The following is a 19,708-nucleotide window of genomic DNA, read 5'->3' on the forward strand; positions in this document are numbered from 1 at the left end:
GGCCTCCACACCGGGCAGGGCGACCACCCGGGGGACGCGACGGAGGACTACCGGGGCAGCGTGTCGAGCGCGGCCGCCAGGCCGTCGTCCGTGACCCCGCCCGTGATCTCGCTCGCGGCGTCGACCACGTCGGACGGCGCCTGCCCCATCGCGACGCCGCGGCCGGACGTCGACGCCCACCGCAGCATGTCGATGTCGTTGCGGCCGTCACCCGCGGCGAACACCCGCGATCGCGGGATGTCGAACCACTCGCGCACGCGTTCCATCGCCGTCGCCTTGGTGACACCCTCGGGAGCGATGTCGAGCCAGGCGGTCCACCCGACGTTGTACGACACCTTGTGCAGGCCCATGCGGTCGACGATCTGCAGGAACTCCTCGAGGCCGTGCTCCGGGGAGATCACCACGACACGGGTCGCCTGCACGCCGAGCAGCTGCTCGAACGGCACGTGTGAGCCGTGCTTCGTCATGGCGTCGTCCGGGAACTCCCCGGACAGCAGGTAGGCGCCGTCGGGCGACTCGACACCGTAGGCGGCGTTCGACAGCGCGCCGCGGATGGTCTGAAGCACGTCGGTCGGGTCGAAGGTCTCGACGTGCACGCGCACGTACCCGTTGATGGCTGTCGGAGCGGTGGAGCGTCGCAGGGTGACGGCCCCGTTCGCGCAGACGAGGTACTCGGGCTGCAGGCCGATCTTGTCGAGCACGGGGACGGTCATCCCTTCGCTGCGACCCGTGGAGAGCATGACCTCGTGCCCCGCGGCCGCCGCGGCGTGGATCGCGTCGACGGTGGCCTGCGTGACGACGCCGTCCTCACGCATGACGGTGCCGTCGATGTCGAGCGCGACGAGCCAGCGCTTCACGCGGGTCGTGGCGGCGGTGCCGTGTGCGTCGTTCATCGGGGTTCGATCACCTCGACGCCGCCCAGGAAGGGCCGCAGCACCTCGGGCACCACGACCGACCCGTCGGCCTGCTGGTGGGTCTCGAGGATCGCGACGAGCCAGCGGGTGGTCGCGAGCGTGCCGTTGAGCGTGGCGACCGGGGCCGTCTTGCCGCTCTCGGTGCGGTAGCGGATGTCCAGGCGCCGGGCCTGGAACGTGGTGCAGTTCGACGTCGAGGTCAGCTCGCGGAACGTGCCCTGGGTCGGGACCCAGGCCTCGAGGTCGTACTTGCGCGCCGCGCTCGTGCCGAGGTCGCCCGCGGCGGTCTCGATCACGCGGTAGTGCAGCCCGAGGTCCTGCAGCATCGACTCCTGGTACGCCATGAGCCGCTGGTGTTCGGCGTCGGCCAGGTCCGGGTGCACGTACGAGAACATCTCGAGCTTGTTGAACTGGTGCACGCGGAGGATGCCGCGGTTGTCCTTGCCCGCCGAGCCGGCCTCGCGCCGGTAGCAGGTCGACCAGCCGGCGTACCGCAGTGCCGGGTCGTCGGCCGGGAACGACAGGATCTCGTCGGCGTGGTAGCCGGCCAGGGCGACCTCGCTGGTGCCGGTCAGGTACAGGTCGTCGGCCTCGAGTCGGTAGACCTCGGCCGCGTGCTCCCCGAGGAAGCCCGTGCCCGCCATCGTCTCGGGGCGCACGAGCGTCGGCGTGATCAGCGGCGTGAACCCGTGCTGCACGGCGCGGTCGAGCCCGAGCGACATGAGCGCGATCTCGAGCCGGGCTCCGAGGCCCTTGAGGAAGTAGAAGCGCGAGCCGGACACCTTCACCCCGCGCGGGATGTCGATGATGTCGAGCAGCTCACCGAGGTCGGCGTGGTCGCGCGGCGCGAAGTCGAACGACGGCTTCGTGCCGACCGTCTTGAGCGTGACGAAGTCGTCCTCGCCGCCCGCTGGCACACCCGGCAGGACGGTGTTCGGGATCGCGCGGACGACCTGGTTGAACGTGTCCTCGGCCGCGGAGACGGTTGCCTGCGCGTCCTTCACCTGGGCGGCGAGCGCCTGGGCCTGCTGCACGAGCGCGGCCTTCTCGTCCTTCGGCGCCTTGGCCACGGTCTTGCCGAAGGCGTTCTGCTCGGCACGCAGGGCCTCGAACGACGAGATCGCGCTGCGGCGCGCGGCGTCCGCCGCGACGGCCCGGTCGACGACCTCGACGGAGGCGCCGCGCGCAGCCTGTGAGGCCTTGATGACATCGGGATCGTCGCGCAGCAGCTGTGGGTCAATCACCGTTTCATCCTAGCCAGAGCCAGGTGACCAGCAGATGGACGGGAGGCCCGGTGCGGGCGCCGCCACGATCCTCCCGTCCGGCCGTGGCCGGGTCCCGCCCCGGTGCGCGCTCCCCAGCCGCCGTCGGTACGGTCGAGGGCATGTCATCGCCCTCGGAGACCGCGCCCGCGCAGCCGGACGCCCTCGCCTCAGAGCAGCACACCGCCGCCGTCGTCTACAACCCCGTCAAGGTGGACCTCCCCACCCTCAAGCGGACGGTCGAGCGGTACCAGCGCGAAGCCGGCTGGAACGAGACCCTGTGGTTCGAGACGTCGGAAGCGGACCCGGGCGGCGGGATGGCACGCGAGGCCATCGCGGCCGGGGTCGACGTCGTCGCCGCTGCCGGCGGTGACGGCACCGTCCGCGCGGTCGCCGAGGTCGTGTGGGAGTCGGACGCGGCACTCGCGCTGCTGCCGAGCGGCACGGGCAACCTGCTCGCCCGGAACATCCCGTCCCCGATCGACGACATGGCGGCCAGCGTCCACACGATCTTCCGCGGCGAGGACCGACCCATCGACATCGGCACGGTCGGCGTCGAGCGCGAGGACGGGTCGCGCGAGCAGTTCGGCTTCCTGGTGATGGCCGGTCTCGGGCTGGACGCCCGCATGCTCGCGAACACGAAGCCCGAGCTGAAGAAGAAGGTCGGGTGGCTCGCCTACGTGGACTCGCTGATCCGGTCCCTCCGCGATGCCGACGCCTTCGAGTTCCGGTACCGCCTGGACGGCGAGGGCAACCGCTCGGTGCGCGCGCACTCGCTCATCGTCGGCAACTGCGGCACGCTGCAGGCCGGCGCGACGCTGCTGCCCGACGCCGAGATCGACGACGGCGTGTTCGACGTGGTCGTGATGCGTCCGCGAGGGTTCTTCGGGTGGGTCCGGATCGCCGCGCGCATGCTCTGGGAGAACGCGATCCTGCGGTCCGTCCGCCGATCTGCCCTCGGACACACCGCGATCGGCAAGCGCATCACCACGCTCGCCCGCGAGGAGCGTCCGCTGCGGTACCTGCGCGGCGAGGAGTTCACGGCGCGGCTCGAACAGCCCGACGAGTTCGAGATCGACGGGGACCCGGTGGGCAAGATCACGGCGTTCAAGGCGCAGATCCACGGGGGCGCCCTGCGGGTGCGGGTCGCGGGGCCGCGCGACCAGACTCGGGCCACGCGGCAGGTCCGGGCGCACCGGCACTGAGGCGGGCGGGCGGGCCGGGCCGGCGCACGGTGCGAGGTTCCCACTCGGTGCGAGGTTGACGGGCCCGTGCAGGGCAACAAGCTCGCACGGGGCGGTCAAAGTTGCACCCGGGCGCAACCGCGCACCGTGCGGGGCGGGCGCGCGGGCCGAGCGGGCCGTGCGGACCGGGCTACGCCCCCGGCTCGCCGGCGACGATCGCACGCAGCCAGTCCCGCGCCTCGACGAACGCCTCGTCCGAGTAGCGCAGCGGCACCTCGGACTCCAGCCGGTCGGCGCGCGGGTACGACCCGAGGAACGTCACGCGCGGGCTGAACCGCCGCAGGCCGAGCAGCGCGTCCGCGACCCGCTCGTCGAGCACGTGCCCGTCCAGGTCGATGACGAACCGGTAGCGACCGAGCTCGTCGCCGATCGGCCGCGAGGACAGCAGCCCCATGTTGATGCCCCGGGTCGCGAACTGTTCGAGCATGTCGACCAGGGCCCCCGGGTGGTCGGCGGGCAGCTCGACGATGACGCTGGTCTTGTCCGATCCGGTGCGCTCGGGGATCGCCAGGGTCTTCGAGACGAGCACGAACCGGGTGACGGCACTGGCGTTGTCACCGATCGAGTCGGCCAGCACCGCCAGGTCGTAGTGGTCGGTGATGCCGGGGGGCGCCACGGCGGCGTCGGCGGTCGGCTGGTCGTCGAGCAGCGCGGCCGCGGCGGCGACGTTCGACGACGCGGGGATGTGGCCGTGGCCGCGCACGTTCGCCTCGAGCCAGTGGTGTGTCTGGGCGTAGGCCACCGGGTGCGCGTTCACGGTCCGCACGTCGGCGAGCGCGGTGCCGGGCCGGGCGACGAGCACGAAGTCGACGGGGACCAGGTACTCCCCCACGATGCGCACGCCGGGGATGCGCGCGAGGGCGTCCTGCGTCGCGCTGACCCCGCCGTCGACGCTGTTCTCGATCGCGATGACGGCCCCGACGGACCGGCCGGACATGACGTCGTCCAGGGCCTCGCCGACGTTGTTCACGCTGCGCCAGGGCTTGCCGGCCGCCGCGTCGACGAGCTTGAGGGCCGCCTCGGTGAAGGTGCCGGCGGGTCCGAGGTAGCTGTACGTGTCGGGCTCGACGTCGGGCTGGCTCATGCGGCCGAGCCTATTGCAAGCACCAACAGCCCCCGGCGCCGCCGCCACAGCGGGGCTGGAGCACCCGGCGCCGACGCAATCCCGGCGGTCAGTCCGTCGCCGTCCCCGTCAGCCGTGCCTCGCAGATCGCGGTGTCGTCCTCGTCCCGCGGGTAGGTCACCGCGGCGAAGCGCCCCTCGGGATCGAGCCGTGCCAGCAGCGAGCGGGTGATGCCGTCGAGCGCCTCGACCTGGTCGTCGGTCAGCGCGTCGATCACGAACTGCCGTGCCGTGCGGACGTGGTCCGGGGCCGCGTCGACGATGGTCGCGTAGCCGGCGTCGGTGAGCCGCACGTCGGTGGCACGTCGGTCGTCCGCCGAGGGGCACCGCGACACCAGCCCGCGCTTCTCGAGCCGGGAGACCACGTGCGACAACCGGGGCAGCGAGGCGTTCGTCGCCGAGGCCAGGGCCGACATCCGCAGCGTGCGCCCCTCGGTCTCGGACAGCATCGCGACGACCATGTAGTCGAAGTGCGTCAGGTCGGCGTCACGCTGCAGCTGCTGGTCGAGCGCCGCCGGCAGCAGCTCCATGACGGCGACGAGCTTCATCCAGGCGCGCAGTTGTCCGCGCGTCAGCCAGGGCACCTCGTCGGTCATGACCCCATCCTACGAAATGGTTGTCGTTTCAACCACCCTGGGAGTCGAGCTCCGCCGCGCGGTCACCCAGCCCACGACGAGCACGGCAACGACGACGACCAGCAGCGCGCCCTCGACCAGGAGCAGCCGGGTCGTGTAGTCGAACGGCACGACGGTCGGGTTCTTCGCCCCGTGCGCCTTCGCCGCGATCTCGGGAAGCACCACGAGCGCGAGCACGCTGCCGAGCACGACCGCGGTCTGCACGACGACGAGCACCCACGTCCGGAGTGCCCGTCCGGCGCGGCGGAGACCGAGCCCGACGAGCACCACGAACGGGGACAGGATCGCGTCGTGCAGGACCACCGCGGCGATCAGCCAGGTCGCGAGTCCGCCGATGCGGTTCGGCCGGACGGTCTCGACCATCGTGTACGCGCCGAACGCCAGCACGAGCACGCCGAGGACGACGAGCACGATCCGTGTGGCCCTCATGACCGCACCTCGATCCGCTCGATCCACTTGGTCTGCAGCACGCCGGGTCGTCCGGGGGCGATGATCCGCGCCGGGAAACCGTGGTCCAGGTCGAGCGTCGAGCCGTTCAGCTCGAGCGCGACCAGGGTCGTCGGGTCCGAGGCGTACTCGGGCCCCATGTCCATGATCCGGTAGCCGCCGTGGCGCTCGAGGCTGGTCACCCGGACGCTCGACCCCGAGTCCGCCTGCACCGCGGCCAGCAGGTCGCGCATCCGCACGCCCTTCCACGTCGCCATCTGACTCCACCCCTCGACGCACGAGATCGGCAGCTCGACCTGGGCCATCCCCAGCGCGACGAGCTCGGCACGAGAGAACGTCCGCGTCACCGCAGGCCCCGCGACCGTGAGCGTCCAGTCGGCCGCCGTCGCCGTCGCCAGCACCCCGGCGGCACGCGCCGTCCGGTTCACCGGCAGGGCGTTCGGCCCGATGTGGCGCCGGCGCGGTGCGAAGACGTTGAACGGCTCACCGAGCTTGGACGACTGCCCCACGGTCAGGACGACGACGCCGGCCGTCGCGGCCGCGACACCGGCGAAGAAGCCGCGGCGCGCGATGCGCTCGCGCCGGACCGGACGGGAGGCCCGGGGCGACTCCGCCCCGTCGGTCGCGCTGGCGGTCGGCGCACCGTCGGCCCAGCGCATCACGCGACCAGTGATCCCCCGCGGGTAGGTGGCGGACCCGCCCCGGGCCTCCACGGCGTACTCGGGCAGCTCGCTGCCCACCGACCCGTCGTACACGAACCGGCCCTCGGCGTCGTAGGCGTCCCGCTTCCGCCAGTAGCGGGCGATGATCCGCAGCTTCGCGGCGATGTGGATGACGAGCGAGCCGATGAGCACGAACGACAGCGCGTAGTGGACCTGGCGGAACGGGAACGGCCACGGGTACCACTGGTAGGTGTTCACGAGCCCGGTGCCGACCTGCACGACGGCCGCGGAGACGAAGACCGCGATCGACACGCGCTCGAGCAGGTGCAGCACGCCGCGCACCGGCGGGTCCTGCGCGAGCGCGGGCATCACCGTGTTGAGCTTGGCGAACAGCAGCGGGATGATCGCGATCCCCGCGGTGATGTGGAGCCCCTGCGTGAACTGGTAGAGCTGCGTCGGCCGCGTGGGGAACCGCATCCAGGGCAGCGGGTCCTGCAGGAAGTGGCTGTAGACGCCGGTGCCGAAGCAGATCAGGAACGCGATGCCGAGCAGCCGGCCGAGCACGACAGCGGTCCGGGCGTTGCGGTTCGGGGACGCCATCGCGGACCGGGCGTCGTGCAGTGAGCGACGCACGATCGTCGGTAGCCTCGACGCACCATGCGACTGCGACTCGGCCATCCCCTGTCCACAGTGATCGCCGTCGTCGGCGTGCTGGCCCTGGCGGGCGTCATCGCCGTCGGCATCACGCATCTGGGGTTCCTCCGGTCCGGTCATCGAACACCATTCGTCACGTGGACCCTGATCGCTTGGGCGGTGTTCGTCATCGCGGTCCTGGCGCTGCGGTCCGTCCCGGCACGACTGGTGACCATCATCGTCCTCGGCGGGGCGCTCGTGGTGGGACTCGCCGCACTGGTCGGCCCGCCGAACACGAGCACGGACTCCGCACGGTACGCCTGGGACGGCATCGTGCAGAACGCCGGGGTCTCGCCCTACGCACACACGCCGCAGTCCGAGGCCCTGGCACACCTGCGCCCGGACTGGCTGTTCCCGGACAAGGTGAACGGCACGTGCGACAACCTGAAGCCGCGGCTGCACGGGCTCGGCGACGGGGCGGACGGGCACTGCGTCGCGATCAACCGCGTGGACGTGCCGACGATCTACCCGCCGCTCGCCGAGATGTGGTTCGCCCTGGTGCGACTGGTCGTGCCGACGACCGCGCAGTACATGCCGTTCCAGGTGGCGGGCCTGCTCGTCTCGCTCGGGGTGACCGTCGGGCTGCTCGTCGTCCTGCGCCGCCTCGGTCGCCCGGCGTGGTGGGCGGCACTGTGGGCCTGGTCGCCGCTCGTCGCGTCCGAGGCCGTGACCAACTCGCACGTCGACGTGCTGGGAGCCGCGCTGGCCACGGCGGGCGCGGTGCTCGTGGCGTTCGGCCGGCCGATCTGGGGCGGGATCGCCCTCGGGGCCGCGACCGCCGCCAAGCTCATCCCGGCGATCGTCTACCCACCGCTGCTCGGGCGGTGGCGGCACTGGTGGGCGATCCCGGTCGGCATCGCCGTGTTCGGGCTGCTCTACGTGCCCTACGTCATCACGACGGGCGCGAAGGTGCTCGGGTACCTGCCGGGCTACCTGACCGAGGAGGGCTACGAGGACGGCTCCCGCTTCGCGCTCGTCTCGCTGGTGACGGAGGGCGACGCCGGCACCGTGCTCGTCGGGCTGCTCGTGCTGGCCGCGGCCGTGGTCGCTTGGCGGCTCTCGGACCCCGCACGCCCGTGGTCCGGCGAGGTCCTGATGATCGGCGTGACCTTCCTGGCCGTCACCCCGCGCTACCCCTGGTACGCGCTCCTGCTCATCCCGTTCGTGGTGCTGTCCGGCCGGTGGGAGTGGCTGTCGATCGCGCTCGCCATCGCCCTGCGCGGCGTGTGGCCCTCGGTCGACGCGTACCGGTGGTGGCTCGGCGCGGCGGTCCTCGTGATCGTCGTCGTCACGCTCGTCCGGACCGACCGCGACGACTGGCTCCGGTGGCGGGACCGACTCGTGCCGTCCCGCATGCGCCGTCCGCGACCGGCACCGATGTCGCGCGACGTATCATCGCAGCCATGACCGCCGTCGCACTCCCGGCCACCGGGCTGCTCCGTCGGGTCCGAGCCGAGTCCGCCGTCCCGCCCCGACCGGACGGCGACACCGGGCTCGTCGACCGCTTCGGCCGTCGCGCGGTGGACCTGCGCGTGTCGCTGACCGAGCGCTGCAACCTCCGCTGCACGTACTGCATGCCGGCCGAGGGGCTGCCCGTCATCCCCACCGATGCGCTGATGACCGCGGCCGAGATCGAACGCCTCGTGCGGCTCGGCTCGGAGCACCTCGGCATCCGCAAGGTCCGGTTCACGGGCGGTGAGCCGCTGCTGCGCGCCGACCTGGTCGACGTCATCACGCGCTGCGCCGCGCTGCCCGTCGAGCTGTCCCTCACCACGAACGCGATCGGGCTCGCCGCTCGCGCCCAGGCCCTGCGTGACGCCGGGCTCACCCGCGTCAACGTGTCGCTCGACACCGTCGACCCCGATGTCTTCGCCACCGTGACCCGCCGGCCGTTCCTGGCGCGGGTCCTCGACGGCATCGCCGCGGCGGCGGACGCCGGGCTCGGGGTGAAGGTCAACGCGGTCCTGCTGCGGGGCGTGAACGACCACCTGGCGGTCGACCTGCTGACGTGGTGCCTCGAGCGCGGCCACGAGCTGCGGTTCATCGAGCAGATGCCGCTCGACCCCGGACACGCCTGGGACGGCACGTCGATGGTGACCGCCGCCGAGACCCGCGCGATGCTCGGCGAGCACCACGTCCTGACCCCCGACGACGCGCCCCGCGACGGCGCACCGGCCGAGCGCTTCCGGGTGGCGTCCCGCGCGACCGGCGAGGACCTGGGCACCGTCGGCGTCATCGCCAGCGTGACCGAGTCGTTCTGCGCCGACTGCACCCGCACCCGCCTGACCGCCGAGGGACACGTCCGCAGCTGCCTGTTCTCGGACGAGGAGTCGGACCTGCTGACCCTCATGCGCGACGGTGCCACGGACGAGCAGGTGCTCGACCGCTGGCGTCTGGCGATGTGGGCGAAGCCGCGTGACCACGGCGACGACGCGGACGGCATGGTGCACCCGTCCCGCGGCATGAGCGCGATCGGCGGATGACGATGACCACGATGCGGTTCTTCGCCGCCGCGCGTGCCGCGATCGGCGTGGACGAGACCACGGTCGACGCCGACACGCTCGACGACGCGCTGCGCGGGGTGGACGCCGCCGACGCGGACCGCTGGCGCACGCTGCAGGAGCGCTGCTCGTACCTGGTCGACGGGCTCAGCACCCGCGACCGGTCGACGCCGCTCGACGGTGTCGCATTCGTCGACGTGATGCCGCCCTTCGCCGGCGGCTGACGCCCGCACGGTGCGAGGTTGCGCGGTTGCGCACGGTGCGAGGTTGCGCCGTGGTGCGAGGTTGATCGCTGGGTGCCCGGAAAGAACCTCGCACGGAGCGGTCATCCGCGCACGTGTTGGACGTCAGCGGGCCGGCGCATAGACGTCGAGCTCGTCGGGCTCGACGGCGATGCGGACGAGGTCGCCGCGGGTCAGGCCCAGGCGGGACGCCGTGGCGATCGTCACGTCCGCGACGAGTTCGCCGGCGCGGACCCGGACCAGTCCGTCGCGCGGCTCCAGACCGAGCACCGTGCGCTCCGGCCCGGCACCGTCCCGCGTCACGACGACGGCCGTCGGGTGGTACGCGGCCAGGACGGCACGACCGGGAGGCTCGGTGTGCGCCCGCGACGTCAGCTCGCCGCCGCCCTGCAGCAGGACGCCCCGGCCCGTGGCCGTCCCGGAGACCAGGGCCAGTCCCGAGAACGCGGCACCGAACGCACTGGTCGGGCGTCCGAGCACCCGGGCGGTCGGCCCCTGCTCGACGACACGACCGCGCTCGACGACCACGATGCGGGACGCCAGGGCGACGACCTCGATCGGGTCGTGGGTCACGATGACGCTCGGCCGACCGGCGACGGCGATGCGCAGGGCGGCCCGGACGTCGTCGCGGGCCTCGACGTCGAGCGCCGAGGTCGGCTCGTCGAGCAGCAGCACCGCGGGGTCCGCGGCCAGGGCCCGGGCGATCGCGACGCGCTGGGCCTGTCCCCCCGACAGCGTCGCCGGCGCTCGGTCGGCCAACGCGAGCGCGTCGACGGCGGTCAGCGCCCCATCGGAGCGGAGCCGGGCCTCCCGTCCGCCCGTGCCGGCTGCGCGCGGACCGTAGCCGACGTTGCGGGCGACCGACTGGTCCGGGAACAGCTCCGGGCGCTGCGTGACCAGACCGACCCGACGGCGGTGGGACGGCACGGAGCGGTGCCCGTCGTCGACGGACCGGCCGGCGACCTCGATGCCGCCGGCGTCGATGCGCAGGAGCCCGGCGACGGCCTCGACGACCGAGGACTTGCCGGCGCCGTTCGGTCCGACCAGCGCCACGCACTCGTCGGTACCGACCACCAGGTCGACGTCGACGTCACGGTCGCGCAGGACGACGTGGGCGTGCATGCCGGTCACGTCGTCACCGTCCGCGCTCCGCGGATCGACGTCACGCCGATGACGACGACCGCCACCACGACCAGCACGAGTGCCAGCGCGACCGCGGTGTCCGGATCGATCTCCCGCTGCAGGTAGATCTCCAGCGGCAGGGTGCGCGTGACCCCCTGCAGGCTGCCCGCGAAGGTCAGGGTCGCGCCGAACTCACCGAGCGCCCGGGCGAAGCACAGCACGACGCCGGACGCGATGCCGGGGAGCGCGCGCGGGATCGTGACCGTGACGAGCACCCGCGTGGGGCTCGCGCCGAGCGTCCCGGCGACCCGTTCGAGCCGGTCGCCACCGACGCGCAGCGAACCCTCGACGGACGACACCAGGAACGGCATCGCGACGAACGTCTGCGCCATCACGACCGCGACGGTGGTGAAGGCGATCCGGATCCCGTGGTCGGCCAGGAACCCGCCGACCGGGCCGATGCGCCCGAACGCAGCCAGCAGCGCGAGCCCGCCCACGACGGGCGGCAGCACCAGGGGCAGCAGGACGAGCGCCCGTGCGACGCCGATCCAGCGCGACCGGACGCGGGAGAACAGCACCGCGAGGGGCAGGCCGAGCACCAGTGCGATGCCCGTGGCAGCGGCCGCCGTGCCGAGGCTGAGTCCCAGGGCGGTGAGCGAGGCGGGTGCGGTGACCAGGGTGACGAAGGACGACCAGTCGACACGGCCGACCATCGCCAGGACGGGCACGACGACGAACAGGCCGCCCACGACGGCCGGCACCGGCAGCCACCAGGGCGTGGCGGTGCGGCTGTGCGTGCGGGTCACGGCTTCCCGAAGCCCGCTCCCCGCAGCACCTGCTCGCCCGCACTCGAACGGACGTACGCGCTGAAGGACGCGGCGAGCGCGGCGTGCTCCGAGCCCGTGACGACGCCGATCGGGTAGGTGTTGACGGCCTTGGCCGCGGCGTCGAAGTCGACCCCGTCGACCTTGCCGTCGGCGCCCGTGACGTCGGTGACGTAGACCAGCCCGGCGTCGGCCTGTCCGGACTCGACCTTGCCGAGCACGTCGGTGACGGACTGTTCCTCGCTGACGGGCTGCAGCGTGACCCCGCTGGCCTGTTCGACGGTCTGGGTCGCCGCGCCGCAGGGCACGGGCGCCGCGCACGTCACGACCTGCAGTCCGGGTGCGTTCAGGTCCCGCAGGTCGTGGATGCCCTTCGGGTTGCCGGGGGCGACCGCGATCTGCAGGGTGTTCGTCGCGAAGGCCGGGGTGCCGCCGGTGATGAGTCCGGCGTCGGTGAGCTTGGTCATGTTCGCCTCGTCCGCGCTGGCGAACACGTCGGCGGGGGCGCCGTTCTGGATCTGCGACACCAGGTCGCTCGAGCCCGCGAACGAGAAGATCACGGTGGCGCCCGGGTGGGACGCCTCGTAGTCCTTGCCGAGCGTGGTGAACGTCTGCTGCAGGGACGCCGCGGCGAAGACGGTGATCGCGCCGGTGGGGGTCGCACTGGCGCCCGGCGTGGTGCTCGCACCGCCGCTGTTGTCCGTCCCGCCCTGGGTGCTGCACCCGGACAGGAGCGCGGCGGCGACGACCGCCGTGACGATCGCGCTGGTCCTGCGCATGTCCGATCCCCTCTGAGCCGCATCTGCGACTACTCCACCCGATCCTAGGCGCATCTGCACCGCGGGACGGGTCAGACGACCGGGCGGCCCTCCCGCTGCCAGGCCTGCATGCCACCGTCGAGGACCACGGCGGGGCGGCCTGCGGCCGACGCCCACGCGACGGCACGGGGGCCACGTGCGCAGACGACCACGAGCGCCGATCCGCTGTCCTGACCGTCGGTCGCGAGCTCGTCCGGGGTCACGGCACCCGGGATGACCCCCTCGGCCCGCTCCTCCGGCGTCCGCACGTCGACCACGACCAGCGGGTCGGCCGGGTCGGCGAGCCGCGCCGCGAGCGCCGCGGGGGCGATCCGGTCGGGTTCCGCTACCGGAGCCGGGGGCCGGCGCGAGTCGGGCCCCCGTCGCAGCGGGCTCTCGGTCCAGCGCCAGCGTCGGGCGTCGACGCTGAGCACCCGGCCGACCAGCGGGTCCCCGAGTCCGGCCACGATCGCCGTCACCTGCGCCGCCATCACCGACCCGACCGCCCCACACAGGGCGGGGAGCACGCCGTCGACCGCGCACGACCCCTCGTCCGGGTGCACGTCGGGGTGCAGGTCGTGGAAGTCCACCGCGGTGCCGGTCACCGTTCCCGCGTCGTCGAAGACCGACACCTGCCCGTCGTAGCCGAGCACGGTCCCCCAGACGAACGGCACCCCCGCTGCGGCGCAGGCGTCGGACACCTCGCGGGTGACCACGACCGAGTCCGCGGCGTCGACCACCACGTCGTGCCCGGTGACCACCGCGGCTGCGAACCGCTCGACACGGGCGTCGACGACGGCCTCGGGGTCGACCGCCCGCGCGTGCTCGGCGGCGACCTGTGCCTTCGGCCGACCGAGGTCCGCCGTCGTGAAGAGCGTCTGCCGAGCCAGGTTCGACGGGTCGACGGTGTCCGGGTCGACGATCGTCAGCCGGGCGATCCCACTGCCGGCCAGGTAGGACACGACCGGGGCGCCGAGACCGCCGGCTCCGACGACCAGGACCCGCGCGCCCGCCAGGCGTTCCAGGGTGCGGTCTCCGCCGGCGTCGAGGGCGGCGGTGCGGGACCCCAGCCGGCGTCGGGCGGGGCTCAGCGGGTCACTCGTCGTCACGGGGCGCCTCCACGGTGACCATCGTCGCCTTGACCGATGCCGTCGCGACGGACCCGACCTCGAGTCCGAGCTCGCGGACGGCCTCGGCGCTCATCAGGGACACGACGCGGTGCGGGCCGCACTGCAGTTCGACCTGGGCCATGACGGTGTCGACGACGACGTCGGTCACGATGCCGACGAACCGGTTCCGTGCGGAGCTCCGACCGACGGCGGGGTCGGGCAGCGCGGCACTCTGGGCCTTCGCGTGCACGGCCAGTTCGTGCCCGTCGACGACCGCGCGGCCGGTGTCGTCCGAAAAACGTGTGAACGTCCCCGCATCCACCAGTCGACGGACGGTGTCGTCGCTGACACCGAGGTACCGGGCGGCATCCCTGATGCGTAGGCGGCTCATGCCGGGATGTTAGCGGGTGCGGACACCTGCCGGATCCTGTGAGCACTCCGAATCAGGGGGTGTCCTTCCCAGCCCACCGCGTCTCGGCTTCGGGTCCCCGTCCAGGAGCCGCCGATACCGTCGAGCCCGTGAGCGCACCCCGGACCGGCACCATCAGCGTCCCTCGGCCGCTGTCCGCACCCACGGTGCGCAGCCGGCTCCGAGGGGCCACCGGTGCCGTCGGTCTGGCCGTCGTGCGGACCCCCGAACTCACCATCGGCGCACTCGCGGTCATCGTCACCGCGGCGTTCTCGTGGGTGCCCTCGCTCTGGTACGACGAAGCCGCCACGGTCACCAGCGCGACCCGCAGCTGGCCGCAGCTCTGGGCCGAACTGCACTCGGTGGACGCCGTGCACGGTCTCTACTACGCACTCATGCACGCGTGGTTCTGGCTGGTCGGGTACACGCCCTTCACCCTCCGGTTCCCGAGCGCCCTGGCGATCGGTGTCGCCGCGGGACTCGTGGTCGCCCTCGGTCGACGACTCGGCGGACGCCGACTCGGCATCGTCGCCGGGCTGGTCTTCCTCGCACTCCCCCGCGTCCAGTGGGCGGGCGGCGAGGGCCGTCCCTACGCCACCATCACGGCGCTCTCGGTGTGCCTGACCCTCGTCGGTCTGACCGCGGTCCGCCGCACGCGGTCCGGCCGTCGTCCGGTGCTGTGGTGGTCCGCCTACGGCGTCGTCGCCCTGGTCGCAGTGACCTTCAACGTCTACCTTGCACTCGCGGTCGTCGCGCACGCGGTCGTCCTGCTCTGGACCGGTCTCGCCGAGCGTCGACGCACGCGCGACTCGCTCATGACCGCGCGGGGGTCGTCCGCGCAGCCCCTGGTGTCCCGTCGGGCCGTGCGGTCGTGGATGATCGCCGCCGGTTCCGCTGCACTCCTGGTCTCGCCCTTCGTGCTCGCGGTCGCGTCGCAGTCCAAGCAGGTCGGCTGGATCGCCGGCATCACCGAGCGCACCAACGACCAGGTGTTCGCGACCGCGTGGTTCGGCGGGCTCAACTGGTACGCCGCCGTCGCCTGGACCCTCATGGCCGTCGGGGTCGTCGTCGCCGTGGTCCGGTCGCACCGGCGCAGCCCCTCGGTCCGCGCGCTGTTCCGGATGCAGGCCGTCCGTGTCGCCCTGCCGCTGGCGATCCTGCCGACCGCGGCCCTCGTCGGCGCGACCGCTCTGGGTGAGCACCTGTACTCCCCGAAGTACGCCAGCCTGAGCCTGCCGTTCGTCGCCCTGCTCGTCGCCCTGGCCCTCACGGTGGTGCGGCCCAAGGCCCTGCTGGTCGGTGGGCTCGCGGTGGTGCTCGTGCTGTCCGTCCCGAACGCCTACGACGTCAAGACCCCGCTGTCGAAGCAGGACTCCACCTGGGCACGCGCCGCGTCCATCGTGGCCGCCGCCCGCGACGCCCGGCCCGACGCCGACGAGGGCGTCATCTACGGCAGCGTCTACCGCCACCCGGGCGCCACCGCCGACATCATCCGCGTGTCCTACCCGTGGGCGTTCACCGGCATGACCGACCTGGGCGTCCGCAAGGACGGTCCGGAGTCCGGCGTCCTCTGGAACCAGACCGGCGACCTGGCGACGACCGTCCCCGCCAGACTCGGCGACATCGACACCGTCTGGTTCGTCGGCGGCACCTCGCGCAACATCGAGCCCGAGGCCGCCGCCGTGCTCGCCCGACAGGGCTTCGTCGCCGAGCACCACTGGCAGACCGGCACCGTGCTGCTCACGCAGTACGTCCGCGCACGCTGACCCGCGAGCACCTGCACGGTCCCGATGCCGCGCTGTGCCATGCTGCGAGCATGCAGCACGACGTCCGCCTGATCGCGCCGGCCGACGCCGCACCGCTCGCCGACCTGCTCGTCCGGAACCGCGCGTGGCTCGCCCCGTGGGATCCCGCGCGGCCCGACTCCTACTTCACCGAGGGCGGCCAGCGCGCCGAGATCGACGGCTGTCTGCGCCGCCGGGGTCGCGGCGAGATGCTGCCCCTCGTCATCACCACCGACGACGTGGTCGTGGGACGGCTCAACGTCAACTCGATCGTCCGCGGCGCGTTCGAGTCCGGCACCCTCGGCTACTGGGTCGCCGAGGAGTCGGCCGGGCACGGAGCGGCGACCACGGCCGTGGGACTGGCCGCGCGCATGGCGTTCGACGGCCTCGGGCTGCACCGGCTCGAGGCGGGGACGCTCCCCCACAACGCGCGGTCCCAGCGGGTGCTCGAGAAGAGCGGCTTCGAGCGGTACGGCTACGCGCCGCGCTACCTGCGCATCGCCGGGGACTGGCAGGACCACGTGCTGTTCCAGCGGCTGGCCGACTGACGGCGCCACGTCGACGCACGGTGGCGCCGCGGACGGCGGTGCTCGGGTCGGCTCAGTGCACCAGGCGGGCGCCGTGCACCGGACCGGTCGCCCGGACGGCGACGAAGCCCGCGGCACTCAGCGCCACCTGGACCTCGAGCGCGTTGTCGCGGTCGGCGACGAGGAACGCGACCGTCGGTCCGCTGCCCGACACCAGACCCGCCAGCGCCCCGGACTTCTCCCCGAGCTCGAGCGTCCGCGCCAGCTCGGGCTGCAGCCGCATCGCCGGGGCCTGCAGGTCGTTGTGCAGGCAGTCGGCCAGCAGGTCGGGGTCGCCGGCACGCAGGGCCTGCAACACGTTGGACTCCACCACCGGGGTGGACGGCGCCGGAGCGATGTCTGCACGGTAGCGGTCGCGGTGGGCGTCGAGCGCACGGTAGACCGCCGGGGTCGACAGCCCGTCGTCGCTGAGCGCCAGCACCCAGTGGAACTCGCCCTTCGCGAGCGCCGGACTGAGCTCGTCGCCACGACCCGTCCCGACCGCGGTCCCGCCGGCGAAGGCGAACGGCACGTCGGCTCCGAGTCGTGCCGCGATCCGGAGCAGTTCGTCCCGCCCGAGCGCCGTGCCCCAGAGGGTGTCCACGGCGAGCAGCGTGGCAGCGGCGTCGGCGGATCCCCCGCCCATGCCGCCCGCGACCGGGACGCGCTTCTCGATGGTCAGGCGCACCCCACCGGTGTACCCGGCCGACTCGGCGACCATCCGGGCCGCACGGATCGCCAGGTTCGTGCCGTCGACGGGCACGGACGACGTGTCGATCGAACCGGTGAACGTGACGGAGAAGTCGTCGGCGGGTTCGGCGACGACGTCCTCGAACAGCGAGACCGCCTGGTACGCCGTCGCGACGTCGTGGTAGCCGTCGTCCTGCAGGGCTCCGACCGACAGGAAGACGTTGATCTTGCCGGGGGCGCGCGTCCGGACGCGTGTCGGAGCGGCCAGCGAGGTCATGACCCCAACCTATCCCGCGCGCGCTGCGGTGAAACCACGCTCCAGGTCGGTCAGGATGTCGTCCGGGTGCTCCAGGCCGATCGACAGGCGGATGAGTCCCTCGCCCACCCCCGCGGATGCCCGCTCCGACGGGGTCATCTGCACGTGGGTCGTGGACGCCGGGTGCACGACGAGCGACCGGACGTCGCCGATGTTCGAGACGTGGTCGAACAGCTCGAGGGCGTCGACGAACCGACGCCCGGCCTCGACACCGCCGGCGAGGTCGAACGCGAGCACCGCGGACGGACCCGCGGGGACGTACCGCTGCTGCAGGTGGTGCCACGGCGACGAGGGCAGCCCGGCGTAGTGCACGTGCTCGACCTGGTCGTGGGCGTCGAGCCACGATGCGACCGTCGCGGCGTTCGCCACGTGCCGGTCCATGCGCAGCGAGAGCGTCTGGATGCCCTGCAGCACCAGGAACGCGTTCAGCGGTGCGATGGCCGGGCCGAGGTCGGCCAGCAGCTTCGACCGCGTGCGCTGGATGTAGGCGCGGCGCCCGAACTTGGCGGCGAAGTCGGTGTTCGCGAAGCCGGACTCCTGCGTCGACGTCAGCTGCGGGTACTGCTCCGCGTGGGCGGCCCAGTCGAAGTTCCCGCTGTCGACGATCAACCCCGCGATGGCGCTGCCGTGCCCGGCGAGGTACTTCGTCGCCGAGTGCACGACGATGTCCGCGCCGTGCTCGATCGGGCGGACCAGGTACGGCGTCGCGATGGTGTTGTCGACGATGAGCGGGACCCCGGCGTCGTGGGCCACACCCGCCACCCCGGCGAAGTCGAGGACGTCGCCGCGCGGGTTCGGGATCGACTCCCCGAAGAACGCCCGGGTCTCCGGACGCACCGCCGCTGCCCACTCGGACAGGTCGGTGGGGTCCTGCACGAAGGTGAACGCGATGCCGAGGTCCTTCAGCGTCGACGCGAACAGCGTGTAGGTCGCCCCGTACAGCGACGCGCTCGACACGATGTGGTCCCCGGCCCGGGCGAGCCCGAGCACCGCGAGCGACGTCGCTGCCTGACCGGACGCCAGCGCCAGCGCTGCGACCCCGCCCTCCAGGTCGGCGATCCGGCGTTCCAGTGCGGCTGCTGACGGGTTGTTCACCCGCGAGTACGTGTGCCCGGGCGCGTTGAGCAGGAACCGGTCGGCGGCGTCCTCACCCGACGGGTACACGAACGCCGCGGTCTGCGCGATGGGCGGCACGTTCCCGCCGAACCCCGGGTCGGACTTGAAGCCGGCCCGGATCTGCCGGGTCTCGAAGGCCCAGTCGTCCTCGACTGCCATCAGGCGACCGGCCCGGCACCGACGGACGAGACGGCATCGTCCGGCACCGACGCCCGCACGAGCGGGATGACCTGCTCGCCGAACCGCTCCATCTCCTCGAGCTGCGGGGAGAACTGCAGCAACAGGGTGTCGACACCGGCGTCCTCGTACTCGCGGATCCGCGAAGCGACCTGCTCCGGGGTCCCGACGAAGCCCGGACGCAGGCCCCGGTTGGACACCGAGTAGTCCTCGAGCGAGGGGACGTGCTCGAGCTGCGACTTCGAGATGAAGTCCTGGTAGGACTCGTAGGCGTTGCCGTGCTGCACGTCGGTGATGCGCGCGAGCTCGGCCTGCGCTTCCGCTTCCGTCTCGCGGACGATCGCGTACGCGGCCATGCCGAACGCCTCGAACGGCGGCAGCCCGGCCTCGTCGCGGCGACGGCGCATCTCGGCGATCTTCGCGCGGAGCTCCTCGACGGTCCCTCCGTGGGTCACGTAGGCGTCGGCGTAGTGGGTGATGCTCGCCTTGCCGGCCTCGCTCTCGCCACCGGCGTAGATGCGGGGCGTCACGCGCGGCTTCGGCTCGAGGTGGGCGTTCTGGATGTCGTAGTACTCGCCGGAGAACGAGTACGGAGTCTGGCTCCAGAGCCCCTTCATGACCTCGACGAACTCGGCCGTGCGCTTGTACCGGTCGTCGTGCTCGGAGAAGATCCCGCCGTACTGCCGTGCCTCTTCGGCCCACCAGGCGCTCACCACGTTGAAGGTGAACCGGCCGCCGGAGATGTCGTCGATCGTCGCAGCCTGCTTGGCGGTGACCGCCGGCAGGTGGTAGCCGGGGCGCATCGCCGCCATGATCTCGAGCCGGTCGGTCGTCGCCGCGATGGCCGCGGCGAGCGCCCACGCCTCGAGTGAGGGCGCCGCGACGCCCTTGATGTCGTTGAGGTTGAGCTCCGGGACGAGCGTCAGGTCGAAGCCGATCCGCTCGGCGCGCTGCGCCAGGCGCTTGACATAGTCGAAGGTGACGGGCATCTGCTCGTCGTCGACGTTGCGCAGCCAGCCGCCGAAGAGCGGGGTCCAGTATCCGAATCGCACGAGGTTCCTTGCTGGTGGGGACGA

At 72.6% G+C, this 19,708-nt stretch carries 20 protein-coding genes; 6 read left to right on the forward strand and 14 right to left on the reverse strand.

The genetic code is table 11. The features are described 5' to 3' along the window. Positions 1-47 precede the first annotated feature (47 nt). Together DEJ13_RS13850 and serS are read right to left on the reverse strand one after the other, a co-directional pair. Complete coding sequence (locus DEJ13_RS13850; protein WP_056119623.1) at positions 48-893, reverse strand: HAD family hydrolase; 846 nt, start codon at positions 891-893, stop codon at positions 48-50. Further along, on the reverse strand, positions 890-2,158 hold the full coding sequence (gene serS / locus DEJ13_RS13855; RefSeq protein WP_056119626.1) for a serine--tRNA ligase: 1,269 nt from the start codon (positions 2,156-2,158) through the stop codon (positions 890-892). Before serS ends, DEJ13_RS13850 begins: the two co-directional genes overlap by 4 nt. A 140-nt stretch (positions 2,159-2,298) precedes the next feature. Between serS and DEJ13_RS13860 the strand changes: the two genes are divergently transcribed. Further along, entirely contained in the window at positions 2,299-3,381 is a 1,083-nt protein-coding gene (locus DEJ13_RS13860; protein ID WP_056120228.1) for a diacylglycerol/lipid kinase family protein, read from the forward strand. A 169-nt stretch (positions 3,382-3,550) separates the two neighbouring features. Here DEJ13_RS13860 and pheA read toward each other — a convergent pair whose 3' ends face one another. From pheA to DEJ13_RS13880, 4 genes are all read right to left on the reverse strand, one after another. Continuing rightward, positions 3,551-4,504, reverse strand: coding sequence for a prephenate dehydratase (gene pheA / locus DEJ13_RS13865; RefSeq protein ID WP_056119629.1), 954 nt, complete (start codon positions 4,502-4,504; stop codon positions 3,551-3,553). Positions 4,505-4,592: 88 nt separating this feature from the next. Beyond that, on the reverse strand, positions 4,593-5,138 hold the full coding sequence (locus tag DEJ13_RS13870; RefSeq protein ID WP_056119632.1) for a MarR family winged helix-turn-helix transcriptional regulator: 546 nt from the start codon (positions 5,136-5,138) through the stop codon (positions 4,593-4,595). A gap of 9 nt (positions 5,139-5,147) precedes the next feature. After that, positions 5,148-5,606, reverse strand: a complete 459-nt coding sequence (locus tag DEJ13_RS13875) for a hypothetical protein (protein WP_146245155.1) — start codon at positions 5,604-5,606, stop codon at positions 5,148-5,150. Next, complete coding sequence (locus DEJ13_RS13880; protein ID WP_181436925.1) at positions 5,603-6,919, reverse strand: molybdopterin-dependent oxidoreductase; 1,317 nt, start codon at positions 6,917-6,919, stop codon at positions 5,603-5,605. Before DEJ13_RS13880 ends, DEJ13_RS13875 begins: the two co-directional genes overlap by 4 nt. A 24-nt stretch (positions 6,920-6,943) precedes the next feature. On the opposite strand from DEJ13_RS13880, the gene DEJ13_RS13885 reads away from it, so the two are divergent. Genes DEJ13_RS13885 through DEJ13_RS13895 form a run of 3 tightly spaced genes read left to right on the forward strand, consistent with a single transcriptional unit; the run spans position 6,944 to position 9,704 of the window. Continuing rightward, positions 6,944-8,386, forward strand: coding sequence for a glycosyltransferase 87 family protein (locus DEJ13_RS13885; RefSeq protein ID WP_111105795.1), 1,443 nt, complete (start codon positions 6,944-6,946; stop codon positions 8,384-8,386). Beyond that, entirely contained in the window at positions 8,383-9,462 is a 1,080-nt protein-coding gene (gene moaA / locus DEJ13_RS13890) for a GTP 3',8-cyclase MoaA (RefSeq protein ID WP_111105796.1), read from the forward strand. The genes DEJ13_RS13885 and moaA overlap by 4 nt, the downstream gene beginning before the upstream one ends. Further along, positions 9,459-9,704 carry a ubiquitin family protein gene (locus DEJ13_RS13895; protein ID WP_111105797.1) on the forward strand — a complete coding sequence of 82 codons (246 nt, stop codon included), beginning with the start codon at positions 9,459-9,461 and terminating at the stop codon, positions 9,702-9,704. Before moaA ends, DEJ13_RS13895 begins: the two co-directional genes overlap by 4 nt. A 123-nt stretch (positions 9,705-9,827) precedes the next feature. Here the strand turns inward: DEJ13_RS13895 and DEJ13_RS13900 are convergent, their stop codons facing one another. The 5 genes from DEJ13_RS13900 to DEJ13_RS13920 all read right to left on the reverse strand — a co-directional run bounded on the left by DEJ13_RS13900 (position 9,828) and on the right by DEJ13_RS13920 (position 13,965). Then, positions 9,828-10,844 carry a sulfate/molybdate ABC transporter ATP-binding protein gene (locus DEJ13_RS13900; RefSeq protein ID WP_111105888.1) on the reverse strand — a complete coding sequence of 339 codons (1,017 nt, stop codon included), beginning with the start codon at positions 10,842-10,844 and terminating at the stop codon, positions 9,828-9,830. A gap of 5 nt (positions 10,845-10,849) precedes the next feature. Continuing rightward, entirely contained in the window at positions 10,850-11,650 is an 801-nt protein-coding gene (locus DEJ13_RS13905) for an ABC transporter permease (RefSeq protein WP_111105798.1), read from the reverse strand. Beyond that, entirely contained in the window at positions 11,647-12,447 is an 801-nt protein-coding gene (modA, locus tag DEJ13_RS13910; RefSeq protein WP_111105799.1) for a molybdate ABC transporter substrate-binding protein, read from the reverse strand. Before modA ends, DEJ13_RS13905 begins: the two co-directional genes overlap by 4 nt. A 71-nt stretch (positions 12,448-12,518) precedes the next feature. Continuing rightward, complete coding sequence (locus DEJ13_RS13915) at positions 12,519-13,574, reverse strand: HesA/MoeB/ThiF family protein (RefSeq protein WP_111105800.1); 1,056 nt, start codon at positions 13,572-13,574, stop codon at positions 12,519-12,521. Then, positions 13,561-13,965 carry a TOBE domain-containing protein gene (locus DEJ13_RS13920; protein WP_056119660.1) on the reverse strand — a complete coding sequence of 135 codons (405 nt, stop codon included), beginning with the start codon at positions 13,963-13,965 and terminating at the stop codon, positions 13,561-13,563. The genes DEJ13_RS13915 and DEJ13_RS13920 overlap by 14 nt, the downstream gene beginning before the upstream one ends. Positions 13,966-14,093: 128 nt before the next feature. On the opposite strand from DEJ13_RS13920, the gene DEJ13_RS13925 reads away from it, so the two are divergent. Both DEJ13_RS13925 and DEJ13_RS13930 read left to right on the forward strand, forming a co-directional pair. Continuing rightward, entirely contained in the window at positions 14,094-15,749 is a 1,656-nt protein-coding gene (locus DEJ13_RS13925) for a glycosyltransferase family 39 protein (RefSeq protein WP_111105801.1), read from the forward strand. 50 nt (positions 15,750-15,799) lie between these two features. Next, positions 15,800-16,315 (forward strand): GNAT family N-acetyltransferase, encoded by a 516-nt coding sequence (locus tag DEJ13_RS13930; protein ID WP_111105802.1) that lies wholly within the window; start codon positions 15,800-15,802, stop codon positions 16,313-16,315. Positions 16,316-16,367: 52 nt separating this feature from the next. Here DEJ13_RS13930 and DEJ13_RS13935 read toward each other — a convergent pair whose 3' ends face one another. From DEJ13_RS13935 to DEJ13_RS13945, 3 genes are read right to left on the reverse strand one after another with little or no spacing between them, the layout of a single operon-like run. After that, positions 16,368-17,300 carry a 4-(cytidine 5'-diphospho)-2-C-methyl-D-erythritol kinase gene (locus DEJ13_RS13935; protein WP_056119675.1) on the reverse strand — a complete coding sequence of 311 codons (933 nt, stop codon included), beginning with the start codon at positions 17,298-17,300 and terminating at the stop codon, positions 16,368-16,370. Between the two features lie 9 nt (positions 17,301-17,309). Continuing rightward, on the reverse strand, positions 17,310-18,614 hold the full coding sequence (locus DEJ13_RS13940; protein WP_111105803.1) for an O-acetylhomoserine aminocarboxypropyltransferase/cysteine synthase family protein: 1,305 nt from the start codon (positions 18,612-18,614) through the stop codon (positions 17,310-17,312). After that, entirely contained in the window at positions 18,614-19,684 is a 1,071-nt protein-coding gene (locus tag DEJ13_RS13945) for an LLM class flavin-dependent oxidoreductase (protein ID WP_111105804.1), read from the reverse strand. Before DEJ13_RS13945 ends, DEJ13_RS13940 begins: the two co-directional genes overlap by 1 nt. Positions 19,685-19,708 lie beyond the last annotated feature (24 nt).

Origin of the sequence: Curtobacterium sp. MCLR17_007, from assembly GCF_003234655.2 — a bacterium.
In the GTDB taxonomy this organism is placed as follows: domain Bacteria; phylum Actinomycetota; class Actinomycetes; order Actinomycetales; family Microbacteriaceae; genus Curtobacterium.

Excerpts from the sequence above, each read along its gene's own strand:
- DEJ13_RS13850 (WP_056119623.1), bottom strand. The coding sequence starts at position 893 with ATGAACGACGCACACGGCACCGCCGCCACGACCCGCGTGAAGCGCTGG.
- DEJ13_RS13860 (WP_056120228.1), top strand. The coding sequence starts at position 2,299 with ATGTCATCGCCCTCGGAGACCGCGCCCGCGCAGCCGGACGCCCTCGCC.
- pheA (WP_056119629.1), bottom strand. The coding sequence starts at position 4,504 with ATGAGCCAGCCCGACGTCGAGCCCGACACGTACAGCTACCTCGGACCC.
- DEJ13_RS13870 (WP_056119632.1), bottom strand. The coding sequence starts at position 5,138 with ATGACCGACGAGGTGCCCTGGCTGACGCGCGGACAACTGCGCGCCTGG.
- DEJ13_RS13875 (WP_146245155.1), bottom strand. The coding sequence starts at position 5,606 with ATGAGGGCCACACGGATCGTGCTCGTCGTCCTCGGCGTGCTCGTGCTG.
- DEJ13_RS13885 (WP_111105795.1), top strand. The coding sequence starts at position 6,944 with ATGCGACTGCGACTCGGCCATCCCCTGTCCACAGTGATCGCCGTCGTC.
- moaA (WP_111105796.1), top strand. The coding sequence starts at position 8,383 with ATGACCGCCGTCGCACTCCCGGCCACCGGGCTGCTCCGTCGGGTCCGA.
- DEJ13_RS13895 (WP_111105797.1), top strand. The coding sequence starts at position 9,459 with ATGACGATGACCACGATGCGGTTCTTCGCCGCCGCGCGTGCCGCGATC.
- DEJ13_RS13900 (WP_111105888.1), bottom strand. The coding sequence starts at position 10,844 with ATGCACGCCCACGTCGTCCTGCGCGACCGTGACGTCGACGTCGACCTG.
- modA (WP_111105799.1), bottom strand. The coding sequence starts at position 12,447 with ATGCGCAGGACCAGCGCGATCGTCACGGCGGTCGTCGCCGCCGCGCTC.
- DEJ13_RS13920 (WP_056119660.1), bottom strand. The coding sequence starts at position 13,965 with ATGAGCCGCCTACGCATCAGGGATGCCGCCCGGTACCTCGGTGTCAGC.
- DEJ13_RS13930 (WP_111105802.1), top strand. The coding sequence starts at position 15,800 with ATGCAGCACGACGTCCGCCTGATCGCGCCGGCCGACGCCGCACCGCTC.
- DEJ13_RS13935 (WP_056119675.1), bottom strand. The coding sequence starts at position 17,300 with ATGACCTCGCTGGCCGCTCCGACACGCGTCCGGACGCGCGCCCCCGGC.
- DEJ13_RS13940 (WP_111105803.1), bottom strand. The coding sequence starts at position 18,614 with ATGGCAGTCGAGGACGACTGGGCCTTCGAGACCCGGCAGATCCGGGCC.